The 15,630-nt window shown below is 70.4% G+C and carries 12 protein-coding genes; 3 read left to right on the top strand and 9 right to left on the bottom strand.

The genetic code is table 11. The features are described 5' to 3' along the window. Window positions 1-17: 17 nt before the first annotated feature. From AB0D57_RS25570 to AB0D57_RS25545, 6 genes are read right to left on the bottom strand one after another with little or no spacing between them, the layout of a single operon-like run. Window positions 18-3,035 carry a glycoside hydrolase family 38 C-terminal domain-containing protein gene (locus AB0D57_RS25570; RefSeq protein WP_362077314.1) on the bottom strand — a complete coding sequence of 1,006 codons (3,018 nt, stop codon included), beginning with the start codon at window positions 3,033-3,035 and terminating at the stop codon, window positions 18-20. 29 nt (window positions 3,036-3,064) lie between these two features. Then, window positions 3,065-5,071: an endo-beta-N-acetylglucosaminidase gene (locus AB0D57_RS25565; protein ID WP_362077310.1), complete on the bottom strand. Its 2,007-nt coding sequence runs from the start codon at window positions 5,069-5,071 to the stop codon at window positions 3,065-3,067. Window positions 5,072-5,100: 29 nt separating this feature from the next. Beyond that, a complete protein-coding gene (locus AB0D57_RS25560; protein ID WP_362077307.1) occupies window positions 5,101-6,333 on the bottom strand; it encodes a glycosyl hydrolase in 1,233 nt (410 codons plus the stop codon). A gap of 30 nt (window positions 6,334-6,363) precedes the next feature. After that, window positions 6,364-7,236, bottom strand: coding sequence for a carbohydrate ABC transporter permease (locus AB0D57_RS25555; protein WP_362077417.1), 873 nt, complete (start codon window positions 7,234-7,236; stop codon window positions 6,364-6,366). A gap of 35 nt (window positions 7,237-7,271) precedes the next feature. After that, on the bottom strand, window positions 7,272-8,165 hold the full coding sequence (locus tag AB0D57_RS25550) for a sugar ABC transporter permease (RefSeq protein ID WP_362077304.1): 894 nt from the start codon (window positions 8,163-8,165) through the stop codon (window positions 7,272-7,274). An 8-nt stretch (window positions 8,166-8,173) separates the two neighbouring features. Next, window positions 8,174-9,463 carry a sugar ABC transporter substrate-binding protein gene (locus AB0D57_RS25545; protein WP_362077300.1) on the bottom strand — a complete coding sequence of 430 codons (1,290 nt, stop codon included), beginning with the start codon at window positions 9,461-9,463 and terminating at the stop codon, window positions 8,174-8,176. A 258-nt stretch (window positions 9,464-9,721) separates the two neighbouring features. Between AB0D57_RS25545 and AB0D57_RS25540 the strand changes: the two genes are divergently transcribed. Next, complete coding sequence (locus tag AB0D57_RS25540; protein ID WP_362077414.1) at window positions 9,722-10,729, top strand: LacI family DNA-binding transcriptional regulator; 1,008 nt, start codon at window positions 9,722-9,724, stop codon at window positions 10,727-10,729. A 110-nt stretch (window positions 10,730-10,839) separates the two neighbouring features. Then, window positions 10,840-12,183 carry an amidase family protein gene (locus AB0D57_RS25535; protein ID WP_362077297.1) on the top strand — a complete coding sequence of 448 codons (1,344 nt, stop codon included), beginning with the start codon at window positions 10,840-10,842 and terminating at the stop codon, window positions 12,181-12,183. 1 nt (window position 12,184) lies between these two features. Here the strand turns inward: AB0D57_RS25535 and AB0D57_RS25530 are convergent, their stop codons facing one another. Then, the gene (locus tag AB0D57_RS25530) at window positions 12,185-12,667 is read right to left on the bottom strand and encodes a GNAT family N-acetyltransferase (RefSeq protein WP_362077294.1); all 483 of its coding nucleotides are present in this window, start codon (window positions 12,665-12,667) and stop codon (window positions 12,185-12,187) included. 59 nt (window positions 12,668-12,726) lie between these two features. Continuing rightward, window positions 12,727-12,900, bottom strand: a complete 174-nt coding sequence (locus tag AB0D57_RS25525; protein ID WP_362077291.1) for a hypothetical protein — start codon at window positions 12,898-12,900, stop codon at window positions 12,727-12,729. 550 nt (window positions 12,901-13,450) lie between these two features. Between AB0D57_RS25525 and AB0D57_RS25520 the strand changes: the two genes are divergently transcribed. After that, window positions 13,451-13,915, top strand: a complete 465-nt coding sequence (locus AB0D57_RS25520; protein WP_362077288.1) for an HD domain-containing protein — start codon at window positions 13,451-13,453, stop codon at window positions 13,913-13,915. Window positions 13,916-14,139: 224 nt separating this feature from the next. Here the strand turns inward: AB0D57_RS25520 and AB0D57_RS25515 are convergent, their stop codons facing one another. Further along, a complete protein-coding gene (locus AB0D57_RS25515) occupies window positions 14,140-15,615 on the bottom strand; it encodes an SDR family NAD(P)-dependent oxidoreductase (protein ID WP_362077285.1) in 1,476 nt (491 codons plus the stop codon). Between the last annotated feature and the right edge of the window lie 15 nt (window positions 15,616-15,630).

Below are 15,630 nucleotides of genomic sequence, written 5' to 3'. Positions count from 1 at the left end.
CCGCCGCCCGTCGGTGGTCAGGCCCGCGTCAACCTCAGCGTCACCAGCTCGAAGGGGCGCAGTGACAGGGTGACGCGGTCGCCGTCGCGCCGCGGCGTCGCGGCTTCCGCGAGGGGCCGCTCCAACAGGTCCGTCACCGTCACTCCCCCGATCTCGAAGCCCGCCGTCAGCGTGGCCCTCGTACGCCCGCCCCGGGACTCGTGGAAGCGCACGACCACATCCCCGCTGCCGTCGTCGGCGAGCTTGACCGCGGTCACCACGACCGCGTCCTGCGCGACACCCACCAGCGGCGCGACCTCCCGTGCGCCGCTCATCCGCCGCTCCGGCAGATTGATCCGCCACCCCTCACGCACCGCGTCCCCGATCCCGGCACCGGGCACCAGCGCGTGCCGGAAGTGGTGGACGCCCTGGTCGGTCTCGGGGTCCGGGAAGCGCGGGGCGCGCAGCAGCGAGACACGCACGGTGGTGGTCGTACCGGAGTCGCTGTCGCGAACGGTACGGGTCACGTCATGGCCGTACGTCGAGTCGTTGACGATCGCTACACCCCAGCCCGGCTCGTCGATGTGCACGAACCGGTGGTTGCACGCCTCGAACTTGGCGGCCTCCCAGGACGTGTTGGTGTGCGTCGGACGGTAGAAGTGCCCGAACTGGGTCTCGGACGCGTACCGATCGGCGTGCACGTCGAGCGGGAAGGCGAGCTTCAGGAACTTCTCGGTCTCGTGCCAGTCGACCTCGGTGTCGATGCCGAGCCGCCGCTCCCCCGGCGCGAGCGACAGCACCTGGGTGACCCGCGACGCGCCGAAGGATCGTACGATCCGGACCGACACGCCGTCCGCGCCGAGGCCCACCTCGTCGGCGTCCACCAGGTCGGTGACCGTGTTGCGGTAGAACTCGTCGACGTCCCAGGCGTCCCACATGTTCGGGAAGTCGGGGTGGAGCTGGAGCAGGTTAGCCACGCACCCCGGCGCGATCGTCTCGCGGTCGGCGTCGATGTCGTACGCGGAGACGACGAGTCCCCGGGCGTCGATCTCGACCCGCAGCAGGCCGTTGTCGAGGACGTAGCCGCCGTTCACACGCGGTGCGAGCGCGACCTCGCTCTCGACCACTGCCGGGAGGGCGCCGCCCGCCGGGACCGCGTCGCGCCGGTGCGGCGCGGAGTTGAAGACAAGTTCCGTGGACCCCTCGCCGGCCAGCGCGCGCTGCGCCCCGTCGATGATGCCGTTCAGCTCCTCGGCGATCCGCTCGTAGGTCCTGCGGGCCTCCCGGTGCACCCAGGCGATGGACGAGCCGGGCAGGATGTCGTGGAACTGGTGGAGCAGCACCGTCTTCCAGATGCGGTCCAACTCCTCGTACGGATAGGGGAATCCGGTCCGAACGGCCGCGGTCGCCGCCCACAGTTCGGCCTCGCGCAGAAGGTGCTCACTGCGGCGGTTGCCCTGTTTGGTCCTGGCCTGGCTGGTGAGGGTGGCTCGGTGCAGTTCGAGATACAACTCGCCCACCCACACGGGGGCGTTGGCGTATTCGGCCTCGGCCTTCTTGAAGAACTCCGTCGGGGTCTCCCACACCACGGTCGGGGAGCCCTCGAGGTCACGAAGCCGGGTCGCCTTGGCGACCATCTCGCGGGTGGTACCGCCGCCTCCGTCGCCCCACCCGGTGGGTGCGAGGGAGTGCCGGGCGGCCCCCTTGTCCTTGAAGTTCTTGGCGGCGTGGGCGAGTTCGGCGCCCCGCATGGAGCAGTTGTAGGTGTCGACGGGCGGGAAGTGGGTGAAGATGCGGGTGCCGTCGATGCCCTCCCACTGGAAGGTGTGGTGCGGGAACTTGTTGGTCCGGGACCAGGAGATCTTCTGCGTGAGCAGCCACTTGGATCCCGCCGCCTTGATGATCTGCGGGAGTCCGGCGGCGAAACCGAAGGTGTCGGGGAGCCACGCCTCGTCGTTCTCGATGCCGAACTCGTCGAGGAAAAACCGCTTGCCGTGCACGAACTGACGGGCCATCGCCTCCGAGCCCGGCATGTTCGTGTCCGACTCGACCCACATGCCGCCCGCGGGCACGAACCGCCCGTCGGCGACGGCCTTCTTCACCCGGGCCCACACCTCGGGCCGGTGTTCCTTCACCCACGCCCACTGCTGGGCCTGCGACATGGCGAAGATGAACTCGGGCTCGTCCTCGATGAGCGCGGTCATGTTGGAGGTCGTCCGGGCCACCTTGCGGACCGTCTCCCGCAGCGGCCACAGCCACGCGGAGTCGATGTGCGCGTGCCCGACGGCGCTGATCCGGTGCGCGGAGGGCGCCGCGGGTTCGGCGAGCACTCCTGTCAGCCGTGAACGCGCCGCTGCTGCCGTCCCGTTGACATCCTGGAGGTCGACCGCGTCGAGCGCCCGCTCCACCGCGCGCAGGATGTCCCAGCGCCGCGCGGACTCCACCGGCAGCTCGGCCATCAGCTCGCCGAGCACCTCCAGGTCGAGCACCAGCTCCCACACGGTCTCGTCGAGGACGGCGAGGTCCATCCGCGCGAGGGTGTACTGGGGCTCGCTGCCCGCGGTCTCCTTGTCGCCCAGCTGGGTGGGCAGGAAGGGGTGGTAGTCCAGGATCACCGGGTTGGACGCGGCTTCGATGTGCAGCCGGACCTCCTCGCCGCCCTTGACCGGCGCGCCGATGCGCACCCACTGATTGCGCGGGTTGAGTCCCTTCACCGGACTGCCGTCGGGCCGGTAGACCAGCCCCTCGCACTGGAAGCCGGGCATGTTCTCGTCGAAGCCGAGGTCCAGCAGAGCCTCGACCGTCCGGCCGGCCCACGTCTCGGGGACGGTCCCGGTGACCCGGAACCAGCTGGTGCCCCACGGAGCACCCCAGCGCGCGCCCACCTCGATCGGCTCCGGTGCGGCCGCGAGCCCCTCGGCGACGGGCACCGGCTCGCCGGGCGCGTGCCACACCGCCACTTCCAGCGGTACGGACTCGGGGTACACGGCGGGTCGGATGCGTTCGTCGAGGACGCGCTTGAGGCGGGCTTCGACCAGTGTGCGGTCGTCATGCATGCGGGTGCTCCGTGGGGTGAGAGTGCTGGCTACCAGGTGTGGGTCGTGGTGGCGGCGGTCGAGACGGTGAACAGCTCCCCCACCGCACGCAGTTCGAATCCTGCGGCGGCCTCCCCCTGTTCAGGGGTGAGACCCCCGACATGGAACGCCGTCTGACAGGTGCCGCCGAGGAAGCGGCGCGTGCCGTCGGGGAGCGTCCGGTACAGCTCGTAGTGGCGTACGTCACCAGGGGCACCCTGCCACGCGAAGCGCAGGCTGCCGCCGTCCGCGTCGGTGACGCGCAGGTCGGTCGGCGCGTCGGGGTTCGCGGGGTTCGCCACCGCGTCCCGGACCGCGAGCGCTCCCAGTCGCCATCGCACGGGCCCACCGCTCGCGGTCAGCCGGACGCCCAGCGCGTACACCGTCCCCGACAGTCCGCTCAGCCGCACGGTGGAGGTCCCCCAGCCGTCCCCCGAGGGCGACACGGGGAAGTACGTGTACGGGGGCGCCGCTCCTGCCCCGCTCGGCTCGGCGGTGGCGACGGCCAGCTCCACGGAGGCACTGCCCGCGTCCGTGCGGTGGGTCAGCTCGACCACCGTGTCCACGCCGAGCGGCAGCCGGGTCGCGTAAAGGTCCAGCGTGGTCGGCGCGTCGAGGGCGCCGTCGACGAGCAGGCTGCTGCCGCCGCGCCAGGCGGCGGCGAAGTCGAAGGAGACGGCGGGGCGTTGACCGGTCGTCCGCACGACCCAGCGGCGGGACGGCAGCCGGTCCTGCAGTCCGAGGTGGTTCCACGCGGCGTCCGAGCCGGCCTCGCCGTCCTCGTACCACTTCAGTCCGTGGCCGGTGTTGAAGACGGTCGCGAACGGGAGGGAGCCGACGGTCGAACGGTCGGCGGCCCAGAGCGCCGGGGCCCGCCAACCGGCGCTCGTGTCCGGCTTGGAGGGGTCGAGGGAGGCGCCGGTCCAGAACTTGTCGTCGGCGGCGTGGAAGTCACCGGGAGTGCGGTTCGCGGGCAGGTGGTTGCGGGTCCACTCGGGTCGGTAGAAGCCCACGGAGACGACGTGTGATCTGGTGGTCGGCACGAAGGCATCCCAATTGACGGACTTGCTCGTGCCGTTGGCCTCGACATCGACGCCTGCCCACAACTCGTAGGGGCTGCGCCCGAGTTGCTGAGCGGTCGTCGCCGAGGAGGCGAGACCGCTCTGGGACCAGCGGAAGTCGACGAACATGGTGTCGGCGGCCTCGAAGAACGGCCTGTTCTGGGTGTTCAGCGCGCCCTGCCAGCTCACCGACCCGCTCACGGTCATCGAGTCGTACCAGGTGACGCGCTGCCCCTCGGCCTCCCCGAGCGCCTTCAACTCGCGCAGGAAGCCGAGCATGTCGGTGGCGAGCGCGGTGTTGCCGCCGCTGGTCTCGGCGTTGACGAACCACCCGTCGAAGCCGTACGCGGCCGCGACCGCGACCAGTTGGGCGGCCAGCGGGTAGTGCCCGGTCGCGTCCTTCTGCACCAGGTCGCGGGTCCACTGGAGCTGTCCGCCGTAGGCGACCGGGGGCAGGAAGACGTTGCCGAGGACGGGTACGCCGTGGCGGTGGGCCGCGTCCACGATCGGGGCGTTCGGCGCGAGGATCAGGCCCTCGCCCGACGAGCCGCCCCAGAAGACGAGTTCGTCGAGGTAGGCCCAGTGGGTGAGGGCGTAGTAGTCGGCGGTGGCCGCGCCCTGTGAGGGGTTGCTCGACGTGGGCCCGAAGGAGACGAGGGACTGGATGCGAGCCTGGCCGGCGCGGGCCGTCGTGTTCGCGGGGGTCGGGGTGAAGCGCGCGGCGAGCGGCACGGACGCCGCGTTGAACGCCAGGTCGGTGTCGGCGGCGGCGTTCCAGGCCTTGAGACTGCGCCAGGTGATGCCGGTGCCCGGGGTACCCGAGGGAAGCGAGTCCGGGTACCAATAGGAGGCGTACGGCTGGAGGTCGCGGCCGGCGGCGGTCGCGGGGCCGGGCAGCGCGGGGGTGAGCGCCGCGGCGGCTCCCGCGAGCAGGAGGGTGCGTCTGCTGAGGTTCACTGTGTGCTCCGTATCGTCGTGGGGACGGGCTACTCGGTGACCTGCTCGGGGGTGACGACTTCGGTGATGCCACGGGCCGCGAGGTGTTCCTTGTCGTCGGCGCGGCTCGCGAGAACGGTGGTGGGACGGGCTCCGTCGGCGGTCAGCCGGGCGAAGGCCTCGAAGACGGGGCCGCCGGGGGCGCACGCGGAGCGCCTCTGCGCGGTGTCCACGACCAGGGCGGTCGTACGGGGGGCAGGGGCCCGAAAACGCCGCTCCTCGGCGATCCGGGCGAGGGCGTGACCCGTCGGCTTGGTCCGCCGGTCGCTGGTCAACAGGCCTAGGTTGTATTCCAGTTCGGGAAAGTCGGCGAGGTCGCGGCTGACGTCGTGCGAGCACCACCAGGTCACGCCCCACACATCCGGGCAGTCGAGCACGTTCGCGACGGTCGCCTCGGTGAAGGCGGCTGCGTGCTCGGCGGGGATCAGCGGGGCGGGCGCGCCGACCTCCTGGAGCCAGACCGGGCGGTGCGGATCGTCCGCCCATGCCTTGGACAGCTCGATCAGATACGCGGCATGGTGCTCGGTGGCGACGCCCGTACGGCCGTGGCGCTGCGCCGTCCCGTTGAACACCCACGAGTGCACGGCGGTGACCTCGCCGAGGCGCGCCGAGTGCTCGGGCGTGAACGGCTGGTCGTCCTGGTACCAGGCGGCGTCGTACGAGGCATGGAGATGCAGCTTGCCCGGCGCGCCCTCCTCGCAGGCGGCGAGCAGCCGCATCAGCCACCGGGAGGCCTGCTCGGGCGTGATGCGGTCGGGGTCGGGATGCGGTCCCGCCGCGAACTGGTTGACCTCGTTGCCGATCGTCATCCCGATGAAGTTCGGCCGGTCGGCGAGCGCCGCGGCCAGGGTGCGCAGATACTCCGCCTCCCCGTCGACCACATCAGGATCGGTGAAGATGTTGCGCCGGTGCCAGGTCCGCGTCCACGCGGGCAGGAAGTCGAAACTCGACAAGTGGCCTTGCAGTCCGTCGACGTTGACGTCGAGCCCGCGCTCGGCGGCCGCGTCGGCGAGGGTGACGAGTTGCTCGACGGCGCGTGGGCGGATCAGGGTGCGGTTGGGCTGGAAGTAGGGCCACAGCGGGAAGACCCGGATGTGGTCGAGGCCGAGCGCGGCGATCGAGTCGAGATCGGCGCGTACGGAGTCGAGGTCGAAGTCGAGCCAGTGGTGGAACCACCCCGCGCTCGGGGTGTAGTTGACGCCGAAGCGCACGGCAGCAGGCATGCGGAGTCCTTGGAACGGGGGTACGGGAGTTCAGCCCTTGACGGCGCCTTCACCGACGCCGCGGAAGAAGTACCGCTGGAGACAGGCGAAGAGGGCGATCAGCGGTGCCACGGCGATGATCGTGCCCGCTGCGACGAGCCGTTCGTCGTTCGCGAAGGTGCCGTGCAGATAGTTGAGGCCGATGGTGAGGGTGAACTTCGAGGGATCGCTGAGCACGATGAGCGGCCACAGGAAATCGTCCCAGGCGAACATGAAGGCGAAGATCGCGACAACGGCGAGGGTGCCCTTCACCGACGGCAGCGCGATCCGTAGGAACCGCTGCCAGGCGTTCGCCCCGTCCACGAAGGCCGCCTCCTCGATCTCGTACGGGAGGTTGAGGAAGGCGTTGCGCATCAGCAGGACGTTCATGGCGCCGATGCAGCCGGGCAGGACGACCCCGATGAGCGTGTTGTTCAGGCCGAGCTCACGCATGGTCGTGAACTGGGCGATGATGATGCCCTCGACGGGGACCAGCATCGCGAGGATGAAGACGAGGGTGGCGACGCGTCGGCCGCGGTAGCGCAGCCGGGCCAGGGCGTACCCCGCGAGGGCCGAACCGACGCAGTTCGTCACGACGTTGGCGCTCGCGACCTTGAGCGAGTTGAGGGCGTAGTCCCAGACGGGGATGGTGTCGGCGACCCGCTTGTAGTTGTGCAGGGTCGGGTCGCTCGGCAGGAACGTGGGCGGCGAGCTGAAGATGTCCTCGGTCGGGCCCTTGAGCGACGTGGACAGCTGCCACAGGAACGGGCCGACGGTGAGGGCGAGGACGGCGAGCAACAGCAGGTAGCGCAGGGCGAGTTCCCAGACGCGGATGCGACGGCCGTGCTCGTCGCTGAGGCGACGACGGGGCCCGCGCGTGACCACCGGCTGTTCGACGGGACGTACCTTCTCGGTGAGAGTCACGCCTCCTCCTTCCGGTCGGCGCGCAGCACCAGCAGCATCAGGACGACGGTGACGACGAAGACGACGACCGAGATGGCGGAGGCGTAGCCGACCCGGCCGGTCAGTCCGGTGCCGGTGCGCTGGACGAGCATGACGAGGGTGGTGTCCTCGCCCGCCGGGCCGCCGTCCGGGCCGGCCATCAGATAGACCTCGGAGAACACCTTGAAGGCGGCGACCGAGGAGAGTGCGCCGACCAGCACCATGGTGGAGCGGACGGCGGGCACGGTGACGTTGAGGAAGCGGCGCACCGCGCCCGCGCCGTCCACCGAGGCGGCCTCGTGCAGCTCGCGCGGCACGTTGGCGAGCGCGGCCAGATAAATGATCATGTAGTAGCCGAGGCCCTTCCACACCGTGACGGCCATGGCGCTCAGCAGGAGCAGCCACTGATCGCTGAGGAAGCCGACCTTGCCGACGCCGATCGTCTCCAACAGCGAGTTCACCAGGCCGCGTTCGTCCAGGAGCCACACCCAGATCAGACCGACCACGACGATGGAGGCGACCACCGGGGTGTAGAAGGCCGACCGGAAGAAGGTGATGCCGGGGATGTTCTTCTGGACGAGCAGGGCGAGCAGCAGCGGCAGCAGGACCAATGCGGGGACGACCCCGACGACGTACAGCGTGCTGTTGCGCAGGCCGATCCAGAACATCTCGTCGTGCAGCAGCTCCCGGAAGTTGGCCAGGCCGACGAAGCGGCCGGGGATCAGGGTCCGGCGGTCGGTGAAGGCGTTGACCAGCGTCGAGACGAACGGGTACAGGATGAAGACGCCGGTGATCGCCAGCCCGGGGGCGGCGAACAGCCAGGGGCTGGTGGGCAGATGACGCCGTACGCGCGTCACGGTCGAACTCGCCATGTGCCGGTTCAGCCCTGCTGCTGGAGCAGTCGGCCGCAGGCCTTGACAGCGTTGTCAAGGGCTTCCTCGGGGCTCTCCTTGCCCTGGAGCGCCTTGGCGACCTCGTTGCGCAACGCGGTCTTCATCTGCTCGCTGAACAGGACCGGTGTGTAATTGACCGCGTTCTTCAGGGACTTGGCGGCGGCGATCCGCACCCGCGTCTCGTCGGTGCCATCCTCCTCGGTGAAGTACGGGTCGTCGAGCGAGCCGGCGGTGCTGGGGAAGATCGCGACCTTCTTGGCGAACGACATCTGGTTCTGCGCGTCGGTGACGTAGTGCGCGAAGGCGACCGCGGCGGGCGTGTGCCGGGTGCGCGAGTTGACCATCACGCCCATCACGTACATGTTCACCTTGCCGGTGCTGGTGATCTGGTCCGTGATGCCGATGTTCTTGTAGAGGTTCGGCGCCTGCTTCTTGAAGTTGCCGAGGTCCAGGGCGCTGCCCGGGTTCATGGCGACGGCCCCGGTGAGGAACTTCTTGCCGGACGATTCGGGGGTCGCGGTCAGCGCCTGCGAGTCCAGCGCCTTCGCGTCGTACAACTCCTTGTATTTGGTGAGGAGTTCGACACCCTTCGCATCGTTGAAGGCGAAAGCGGTGCCCTCCTTGTTCATCAGCTCGACGCCGTAGCGCCCGAAGTCCTCGATGGTGGGCACGTTGGCGAGCGTGGCGACCTTGCCGTCGCTCTTCCCCGCCAGTTCCAGGGCGTCGGCGAAGAGTTCGTCGTACGTCGTCGGCGGCTTGGAGGCGTCGAGTCCGGCCTCCTCGAAGAGCGACTTGTTGTAGAAGAGCGGGCCGGTGTTGAGGTACCAGGGGAAGGCGTACGTCCCGGTCATTCCCGGTATCTGGTGGCTGGCCCAGGCGCCGTCGAGGTACTCCTTCTTGTACTGCGCGGCGGATTTGTCGAGGTCGAGCGCGAGGCCCGCCTTGGCGAGCGGGGCGACCAGGTCCGGCGAGACGTTGACGACGTCGGGCAGGGTGCCGCCGGCCGCGTCCGCGCTGATCTTGTCGGCGTAGCCCTCGGCGGGCTGATCGATCCACTTCACGTGGGTGCCGGGGTACTTCTTCTCGAAATCGGCGATCACGCCCTCGAAGTACGACTTGAAGTTGGCCCTCAGGTTCCAGGTCTGGAAGGTGATGTCGCCCTCGACCTTGCCGGAGGCGTCCGTCGAGCCGCCCCCGTCGTCCCCGGAGCCGCAGGCGCTCAGCGGCAGGACGACGGCGACAGCGACAGCGACGAGTGCTCTGCGGGACATGGGCACGGTGACACGACTCCCTTGCGGCGTCGACGAGTGGTAGTGGCAGACCTTGCCCGCCGGGTTTGAGGAAAGTCAATGGATTCGCACGGACTAAAGGAAATGCTTCACCATTAGTCCAGGTCAGAGCGTTCTTGGCGACTACTTGCACCTCATCACTAATGCGCTTTAGGGTTCTTCTGCTCAAGCGCATTAGTGCACAGCTCGAAAAACTAGGGAGCCAACGTGCCGCCAGCCAAGCGGTCACCCGCGCGCCGACCGACGATGAAGGACATCGCGCAGCGCGCCGGGGTCTCCGAGAGCGCGGTCTCCTTCGCGCTCAACGACCGGCCCGGCGTCTCCGAGATCACCCGTGACCGGGTGCGCCGTGTCGCCGATCAGCTGGGCTGGCGGCCCAGTACGGCGGCCCGCGCCCTGTCCGGCGAGGGCGCGGCCACGGTCGGTCTCGTCGTGGCACGCCCCGCCGACACGCTGGGCGTGGACTCGTTCTTCCTGCAGCTGATCTCCGGTGTCCAGGAGGTGCTGGCCGAACGTCACCTCGGTCTGCTCTTCCAGGTGGTGGAGGACGTGGCCGACGAGTGCGCGGTCTACCGGCGCTGGTGGGCCGAGCACCGCGTGGACGGCGTCCTGGTCGTCGACCCGCGGACCGACGACCCGCGTCCCGGCCTGCTCGAGGAGCTGGGCCTGCCCGCCGTGGTCATCGGCGGCGTGCCGGACGCACGGCACGCCGGGATGTCCACGGTCTGGGCGGACGACGCGGGCGCGATGGCGTCGGTCGTGGACGAGTTGTACGCGCTCGGCCACCGCCGGATCGCGCACATCGCCGGCATGCCGGGGCTCGCGCACACCGAGCGCCGTATCCGCACCCTGCGTGCCGAGGCGGAGCGGCGGGGACTGGCCGAGGTGCGTTCGGTGCCGACGGACTACTCGGACGCCGCGGGCGCCGCCGTCACCCGCCGCGTCCTGGAGAGCGCCACCCCGCCGACCGCGCTGGTCTACGACAACGACGTGATGGCCGTCGCCGGGGTCGCCGCGGCGAGGGAGCTGGGCTTCTCCGTGCCGGGCGACGTCTCGGTCGTGGCCTGGGAGGACTCAGCGCTGTGCCGCATGGTCAGGCCGTGGCTGTCCGCGCTCTCCCGCGACACCGTGGAGTTCGGGCGCACGGCCGCACAGGAACTGACCGCGCTGCTGGACGGCGGTCCGGCGCGGACGGTGCAGGTGCCGGTGCCGCGGCTGATCGAGCGGGAGAGTACGGGGCCCTGCGGGGCTTGACGGTGAGGGTGACACTCATCCCTGTGGCGGCAGCTCTCGACGCGGCACCCCGTACCCGGGCACAGTGCTCTTCGTACTCACCAGTAATCCCCTGCCCCCGAGGAGCGCACGTGACCAGCTGGGCCGGCCGGACCGCCGCCGAGATCGCCGCCGCCGTACGCGAGAAGCGGGCCACACCCCGCGAGGTGGTGGCCGAACACCTCGCGCGGATCGAACTGCTCGACGCGCGCGTCGGCGCCTTCCGCACCCTCCGGGCCCAGGCGGCCCTCGCGGAGGCCGACCAGCTGGCCGACCGCTCGGATCTGGCCGAACTCCCCCTCGCGGGCGTGCCCGTGGCGGTCAAGGACAACCTCTCGGTGCGTGGCGAGTCGAACCGCAACGGCTCCTCCGCGACCCCGGACACCCCCGCCGACCACGACCACGTCACCGTGGCGCGGCTGCGCGCGGCGGGTGCCGTGGTCGTGGGCCTGACGAACGTGCCCGAGCTCTGCGTCTTCGGCACCACGGACGGCGTGCACGGCATCGCCCGCAACCCTTGGGACACCTTGCGCACCGCGGGCGGCTCCTCGGGCGGCAGCGCGGCCGCGGTCGCCGCCGGGATGGTACCCATCGCGCTCGGCAACGACGGGATGGGCTCGCTGCGCATCCCGGCCGCCAACTGCGGCCTCATCGGCCTGAAGCCGGGCCCCGGCACCATTCCGGCCGGTATCGGTCACGGCGACTGGTTCGGCATGTCGGAGAACGGGCCGCTGGCGACCACGGTCGAGGACGCGCGACTGATGTTCGCGGTGCTGGCGGACACCGAGGCGATACGTCCGTCGGGGAATCTTGTCCGCAAGGTGGCCGTGTCCGTGCGCAGCCCGCTGGTCGGTGTGAAGGTGAGCCGCCCGTACGCGACCGCGGCCCGGGAGGCGGCCGAGCTGCTGGCCGGGGCGGGCCACCGGGTGCGGCCCGCCGACCCGCCGTACCCCCTGTGGCTGGGCACGACCTCGCTCGCGCACTGGACGGCGGGCACCGCGGTGGACGCCGAGGACCTCGACCTGCGCCGGCTCGCCCGGCGTACCCGCGTGCACGCCACCGTGGGCAGGCGCTTCGTGGCCGGCGTCCGCAAGGGGGATCGCCGCGAGCAGTTGCGGAGGCGTCTGGAGCCGTTCTTCACGGAGCACGACGTGCTGCTGACCCCGGCGCTCGCCCGGCGTGGTCCGGCCGCCGCGGCCTGGCACGAGCGGGGCTGGCTGCGCAATGTGCTGGCCAACACGAACTACTCGCCGCTGACTCCGCCCTGGAACCTCACCGGGTGGCCCGCGATGTCGGTGCCGTTCGGAACGCTGCCGAGCGGCGCCCCCTGCGCCGTGCAGCTCGTCGGCCGACCCGGCTGCGAACTGGAACTCCTCGAGCTGGCGGGCCAGTTGGAGCAGGCGCGTCCGTGGCGGCGTACGGCACCGCTGGATTGAACTACAGGGCGCGATACATGATGTGCAGCCCCACCCGCCCGTGCCGGGCGTGCTCGTACGCGTCCGGCACGGTGCCCAGGATCGTGAAGCCGAGCGAAGTCCACAGCTTGACGGCGGGGTTGGTCTCGACGACTGCGTTGAAGACCATGCCCCGGTAGCCGTCGGCCTTCGCCGCGGCGAGGACGTGCTCGGCGAGGGCGCGGCCCGCGCCGAGCCCGGCGTGGTCCGGGTCGACCATGAATCCGGCGTTGGCGATCCGGGCGGCGGGGCCACCGTAGTTGGGGGTGACGTAGGCGGAGCCGACGACCGTCCCGGTGGCGTCCTGGGCGACGTACACGCGCTTGCCCGGCGCCATCCACAGGGCGTGGGCCGCCTCCTCGGAGGTGTCCGGGTCCCACGTGTAGGTCTCGCCCGCGGCGACGATTCGGTGCCAGAAAGGCCAGATCCGCGGCCAGTCGTCGGCCGCGGCTTCTCTGATCAGCATGGACGTGAGTCTGGCACGCCCATGCTGTCATCGTTCGCGATGGGTCCAGCCTCGGCCGGTCAGTCGACGCTGGGCAGGATGTGGGGCTCGGCGAGGTCGTCCTCGTAGCCCGCGAGGCGGATCGGGGCGGACCTGGCCCACACGTCGAGGCTGCCGAGCTTCTTCTCGGGGCCGCCCGCGCGCTCCGTACCGTCCTTGGGCCGCTGATCGCGATTTGTCTTCTCCGGTGTCACCGCGCACTCCTTTTGTGTCGGGTCACCCTCGGGACTTGCAGGGCCAGTCTGTTGCAGGTCGCCTGTTGTCCGCTCGGGGCTGAGTCGAAGGGCAGTTAGGGACGCGGTGGCGCCGGTAACTCTTGTGAGACGAGACCGTGGTGACCGGCTTGTCCCTCGACGGACCGTGGGTGTGGGTGGAACCCCTGCAGGCTGCCCGTCCGGTACAGAGTAACCAAATGAGCGGTCACCCGCTCGATGGGGCTGAAAACATAAGGTAACCGTCTCGAGTCGACCACCGTCCATCAGACCCTGATCTGCGCCTATTTGCTGATGTTTACCCAGCTTCATACCACCTGTTCGGCGTAGCATCCGACCGCTGAGATCGCCTAGACCGATCTGCCGGTCGAACTCGATGTGATGACGACGCTGTTGACGGGCGGGGGCGGGAAGCCGGCCGTCACGACCACCGCTGAACACGGGGCGCAGTTCAAGTCCCGTTGGCCGGTTCGCAAGCCGGCCATGGTCTGCTGGCGCCCGGCAACGGCTTTTCTCGCGGGAGGACCGACGCATGGAGCTGCGCAGCGTCCAGGAGCTGATGGATCTGCTGCACGCCTGCCGGGGCGCCTGGGACACCCCCGGCCGCGGTGGCGACCCGGTCGATCCGCACGACCACGCCCTGCAGACCGCCGCGCTGGTGCGCCGGAGTCGTCCCGCGGACAAGGAACTCCAGGTGGCGGCCCTGGTCCACGACATCGGGCAGCTACTGCGGCCCGCAGACCCCGCCGACCACACCGACCTGGCGGCGGACACGGTGCGGCCGCTGCTCGGCGAGCGGGTCTGCCATCTCGTACGCCTGCACGCCGGCGGACGGGTGAACGCTGTGGACGCTCCCCACGCCGACGACGTGCTCCGCCTGCGCCAGGCGTGCGACGCGGGCAAGGTCGTCGGCCTCGACGCCGGGGTCATGGAGGACTGGCGCACGGTACTGGAACTGGTGGCGGCGCAGCACTCACGACTGGGGGCTGTCGACTGAGGGCCGTCGTCCGGCTCCGGAGGACAAAGGCGCCCGCGACGCGTTGAATGGTGCGCACGGGTGTGCGGCGACAGGCGGGACACCGCAGAGGGACGGCGCTGATCGCAGTCGCCGCGGCCTCCCTGCGACAGCGGAGCCGCTCCCCCACCCCCACGGACACCGAGCGACCGCGGAACGCGTGCGGGACGGCCTGGGCCACGTTCACCCGCTCCTGAGTGAACCGGCTACCACTTCCCGGGCGCGTAGTCCTTCAGGAAGACGCCGTACAGGTCCTCGCCCTGCTCACCGCGCACGATCGGGTCGTACACGCGGGCCGCGCCGTCGATGAGGTCGAGCGGGGCGTGGAAGCCGGCGTCGGCGAGCCGCATCTTGTCGGGGTGCGGGCGCTCGTCGGTGATCCAGCCGGTGTCGACGGCGGTCATCAGGATGCCGTCCTTCTCGAACATCTCCTGGGCGCTGGTGCGCGTGAGCATGTTCAGGGCGGCCTTGGCCATGTTGGTGTGCGGGTGACCGGCGCCCTTGTAGCCGCGGTTGAAGACGCCCTCCATCGCGGAGACGTTCACGATGTAGGTGCGCTTGGCCTGCGCCGCCGCCATCGCCGTGCGCAGGCGGCTGATCAGGATGAAGGGGGCCGTCGAGTTGCAGAGCTGCACCTCGAGCAGCTCGACCGGCGTGACCTCCTCGACGGACTGGATCCAGCTGTTGGTGTCGTGCAGGTCGGGGACGAGACCGCCCGCGTCGATCGCCGTACCGGCCGCGATCCGCTCCAGTGAGGCCGATCCGGACACCAGGGCCAGGTCCGTGACGTCCTGGGCGGTCAGCGCGCCGCCGCCGGCGACCGGGAGCGCGGCCACCGCGCCGGAGCCGAAGGTGCCGATCACCTCGGCGGGCGGCAGCTCACCGGCGGGCAGCGGGCCTGACTCGGCGCCGAGCAGCTCGCTGTACGCCTCGGGAGAGCGTCGTACGGTCTGCGCGGCATTGTTGATCAGGATGTCGAGCGGGCCCGCGGCGGCGACCGAGTCGGCGAGCGCGACGACCTGGGCGGGGTCGCGCAGGTCGATGCCGACGATCTTCAGGCGGCCGATCCACTCGTCGCTGTCGGGCATGGCCTTGAAACGGCGGATCGCGTCGTTCGGGAAGCGCGTGGTGATCGTGGTGTGGGCCCCGTCGCGCAGCAGCCTGAGCGCGATGTACATGCCGATCTTGGCGCGGCCGCCGGTGAGCAGCGCGCGCTTGCCGGTGAGGTCGGCGCGGGCGTCGCGGCGGGCGCGGTTCTCGGCGGCGCAGTTCTGGCAGAGCTGGTGGTAGAAGTAGTCGACCTCGACGTACCGCGTCTTGCACGTGTAGCAGGAGCGCGGGCGCTGGAGTATCCCGGCGATCTCGCCGGCGTCGGTCACGGACGAGGGCAGGATGCCCTCGGTCTCGTCGTCGATGCGCTGGGCGGAGCCGGTGGCGGTGGCCTCGGTGACCGCCTTGTCGTGGGCGGTCTTGGCGGCCCGGCGCTCCTGGCGGCGGCGCTGCTTGACCGTGCGGTAGATGCCCGCGGTGGCGCGGCGCACGGCGATGGCGTCGGGGTGGTCGACGTCGACCTTCTCGAGTTCGTCGAGCACGCTGAGGCAGACGGCCAGCCGCTCCGGGTCGATCCCTGGCCCATAGGACACCTCGTCCATGGCCGCCGGGCCGTCGTCTGTCACCGTCATCGCCGTTGCCGTTCC

The organism is Streptomyces sp. NPDC048275, from assembly GCF_040652275.1.
In the GTDB taxonomy this organism is placed as follows: domain Bacteria; phylum Actinomycetota; class Actinomycetes; order Streptomycetales; family Streptomycetaceae; genus Streptomyces.
The sequence above is the reverse complement of the archived record's forward strand: the minus strand, read 5'-3'. Positions and strand labels throughout refer to the sequence as shown.

Excerpts from the sequence above, each read along its gene's own strand:
- AB0D57_RS25540 (WP_362077414.1), top strand. The coding sequence starts at position 9,722 with ATGAAGGACATCGCGCAGCGCGCCGGGGTCTCCGAGAGCGCGGTCTCC.
- AB0D57_RS25550 (WP_362077304.1), bottom strand. The coding sequence starts at position 8,165 with ATGGCGAGTTCGACCGTGACGCGCGTACGGCGTCATCTGCCCACCAGC.
- AB0D57_RS25515 (WP_362077285.1), bottom strand. The coding sequence starts at position 15,615 with ATGACGGTGACAGACGACGGCCCGGCGGCCATGGACGAGGTGTCCTAT.
- AB0D57_RS25530 (WP_362077294.1), bottom strand. The coding sequence starts at position 12,667 with ATGCTGATCAGAGAAGCCGCGGCCGACGACTGGCCGCGGATCTGGCCT.
- AB0D57_RS25570 (WP_362077314.1), bottom strand. The coding sequence starts at position 3,035 with ATGCATGACGACCGCACACTGGTCGAAGCCCGCCTCAAGCGCGTCCTC.
- AB0D57_RS25520 (WP_362077288.1), top strand. The coding sequence starts at position 13,451 with ATGGAGCTGCGCAGCGTCCAGGAGCTGATGGATCTGCTGCACGCCTGC.
- AB0D57_RS25560 (WP_362077307.1), bottom strand. The coding sequence starts at position 6,333 with ATGCCTGCTGCCGTGCGCTTCGGCGTCAACTACACCCCGAGCGCGGGG.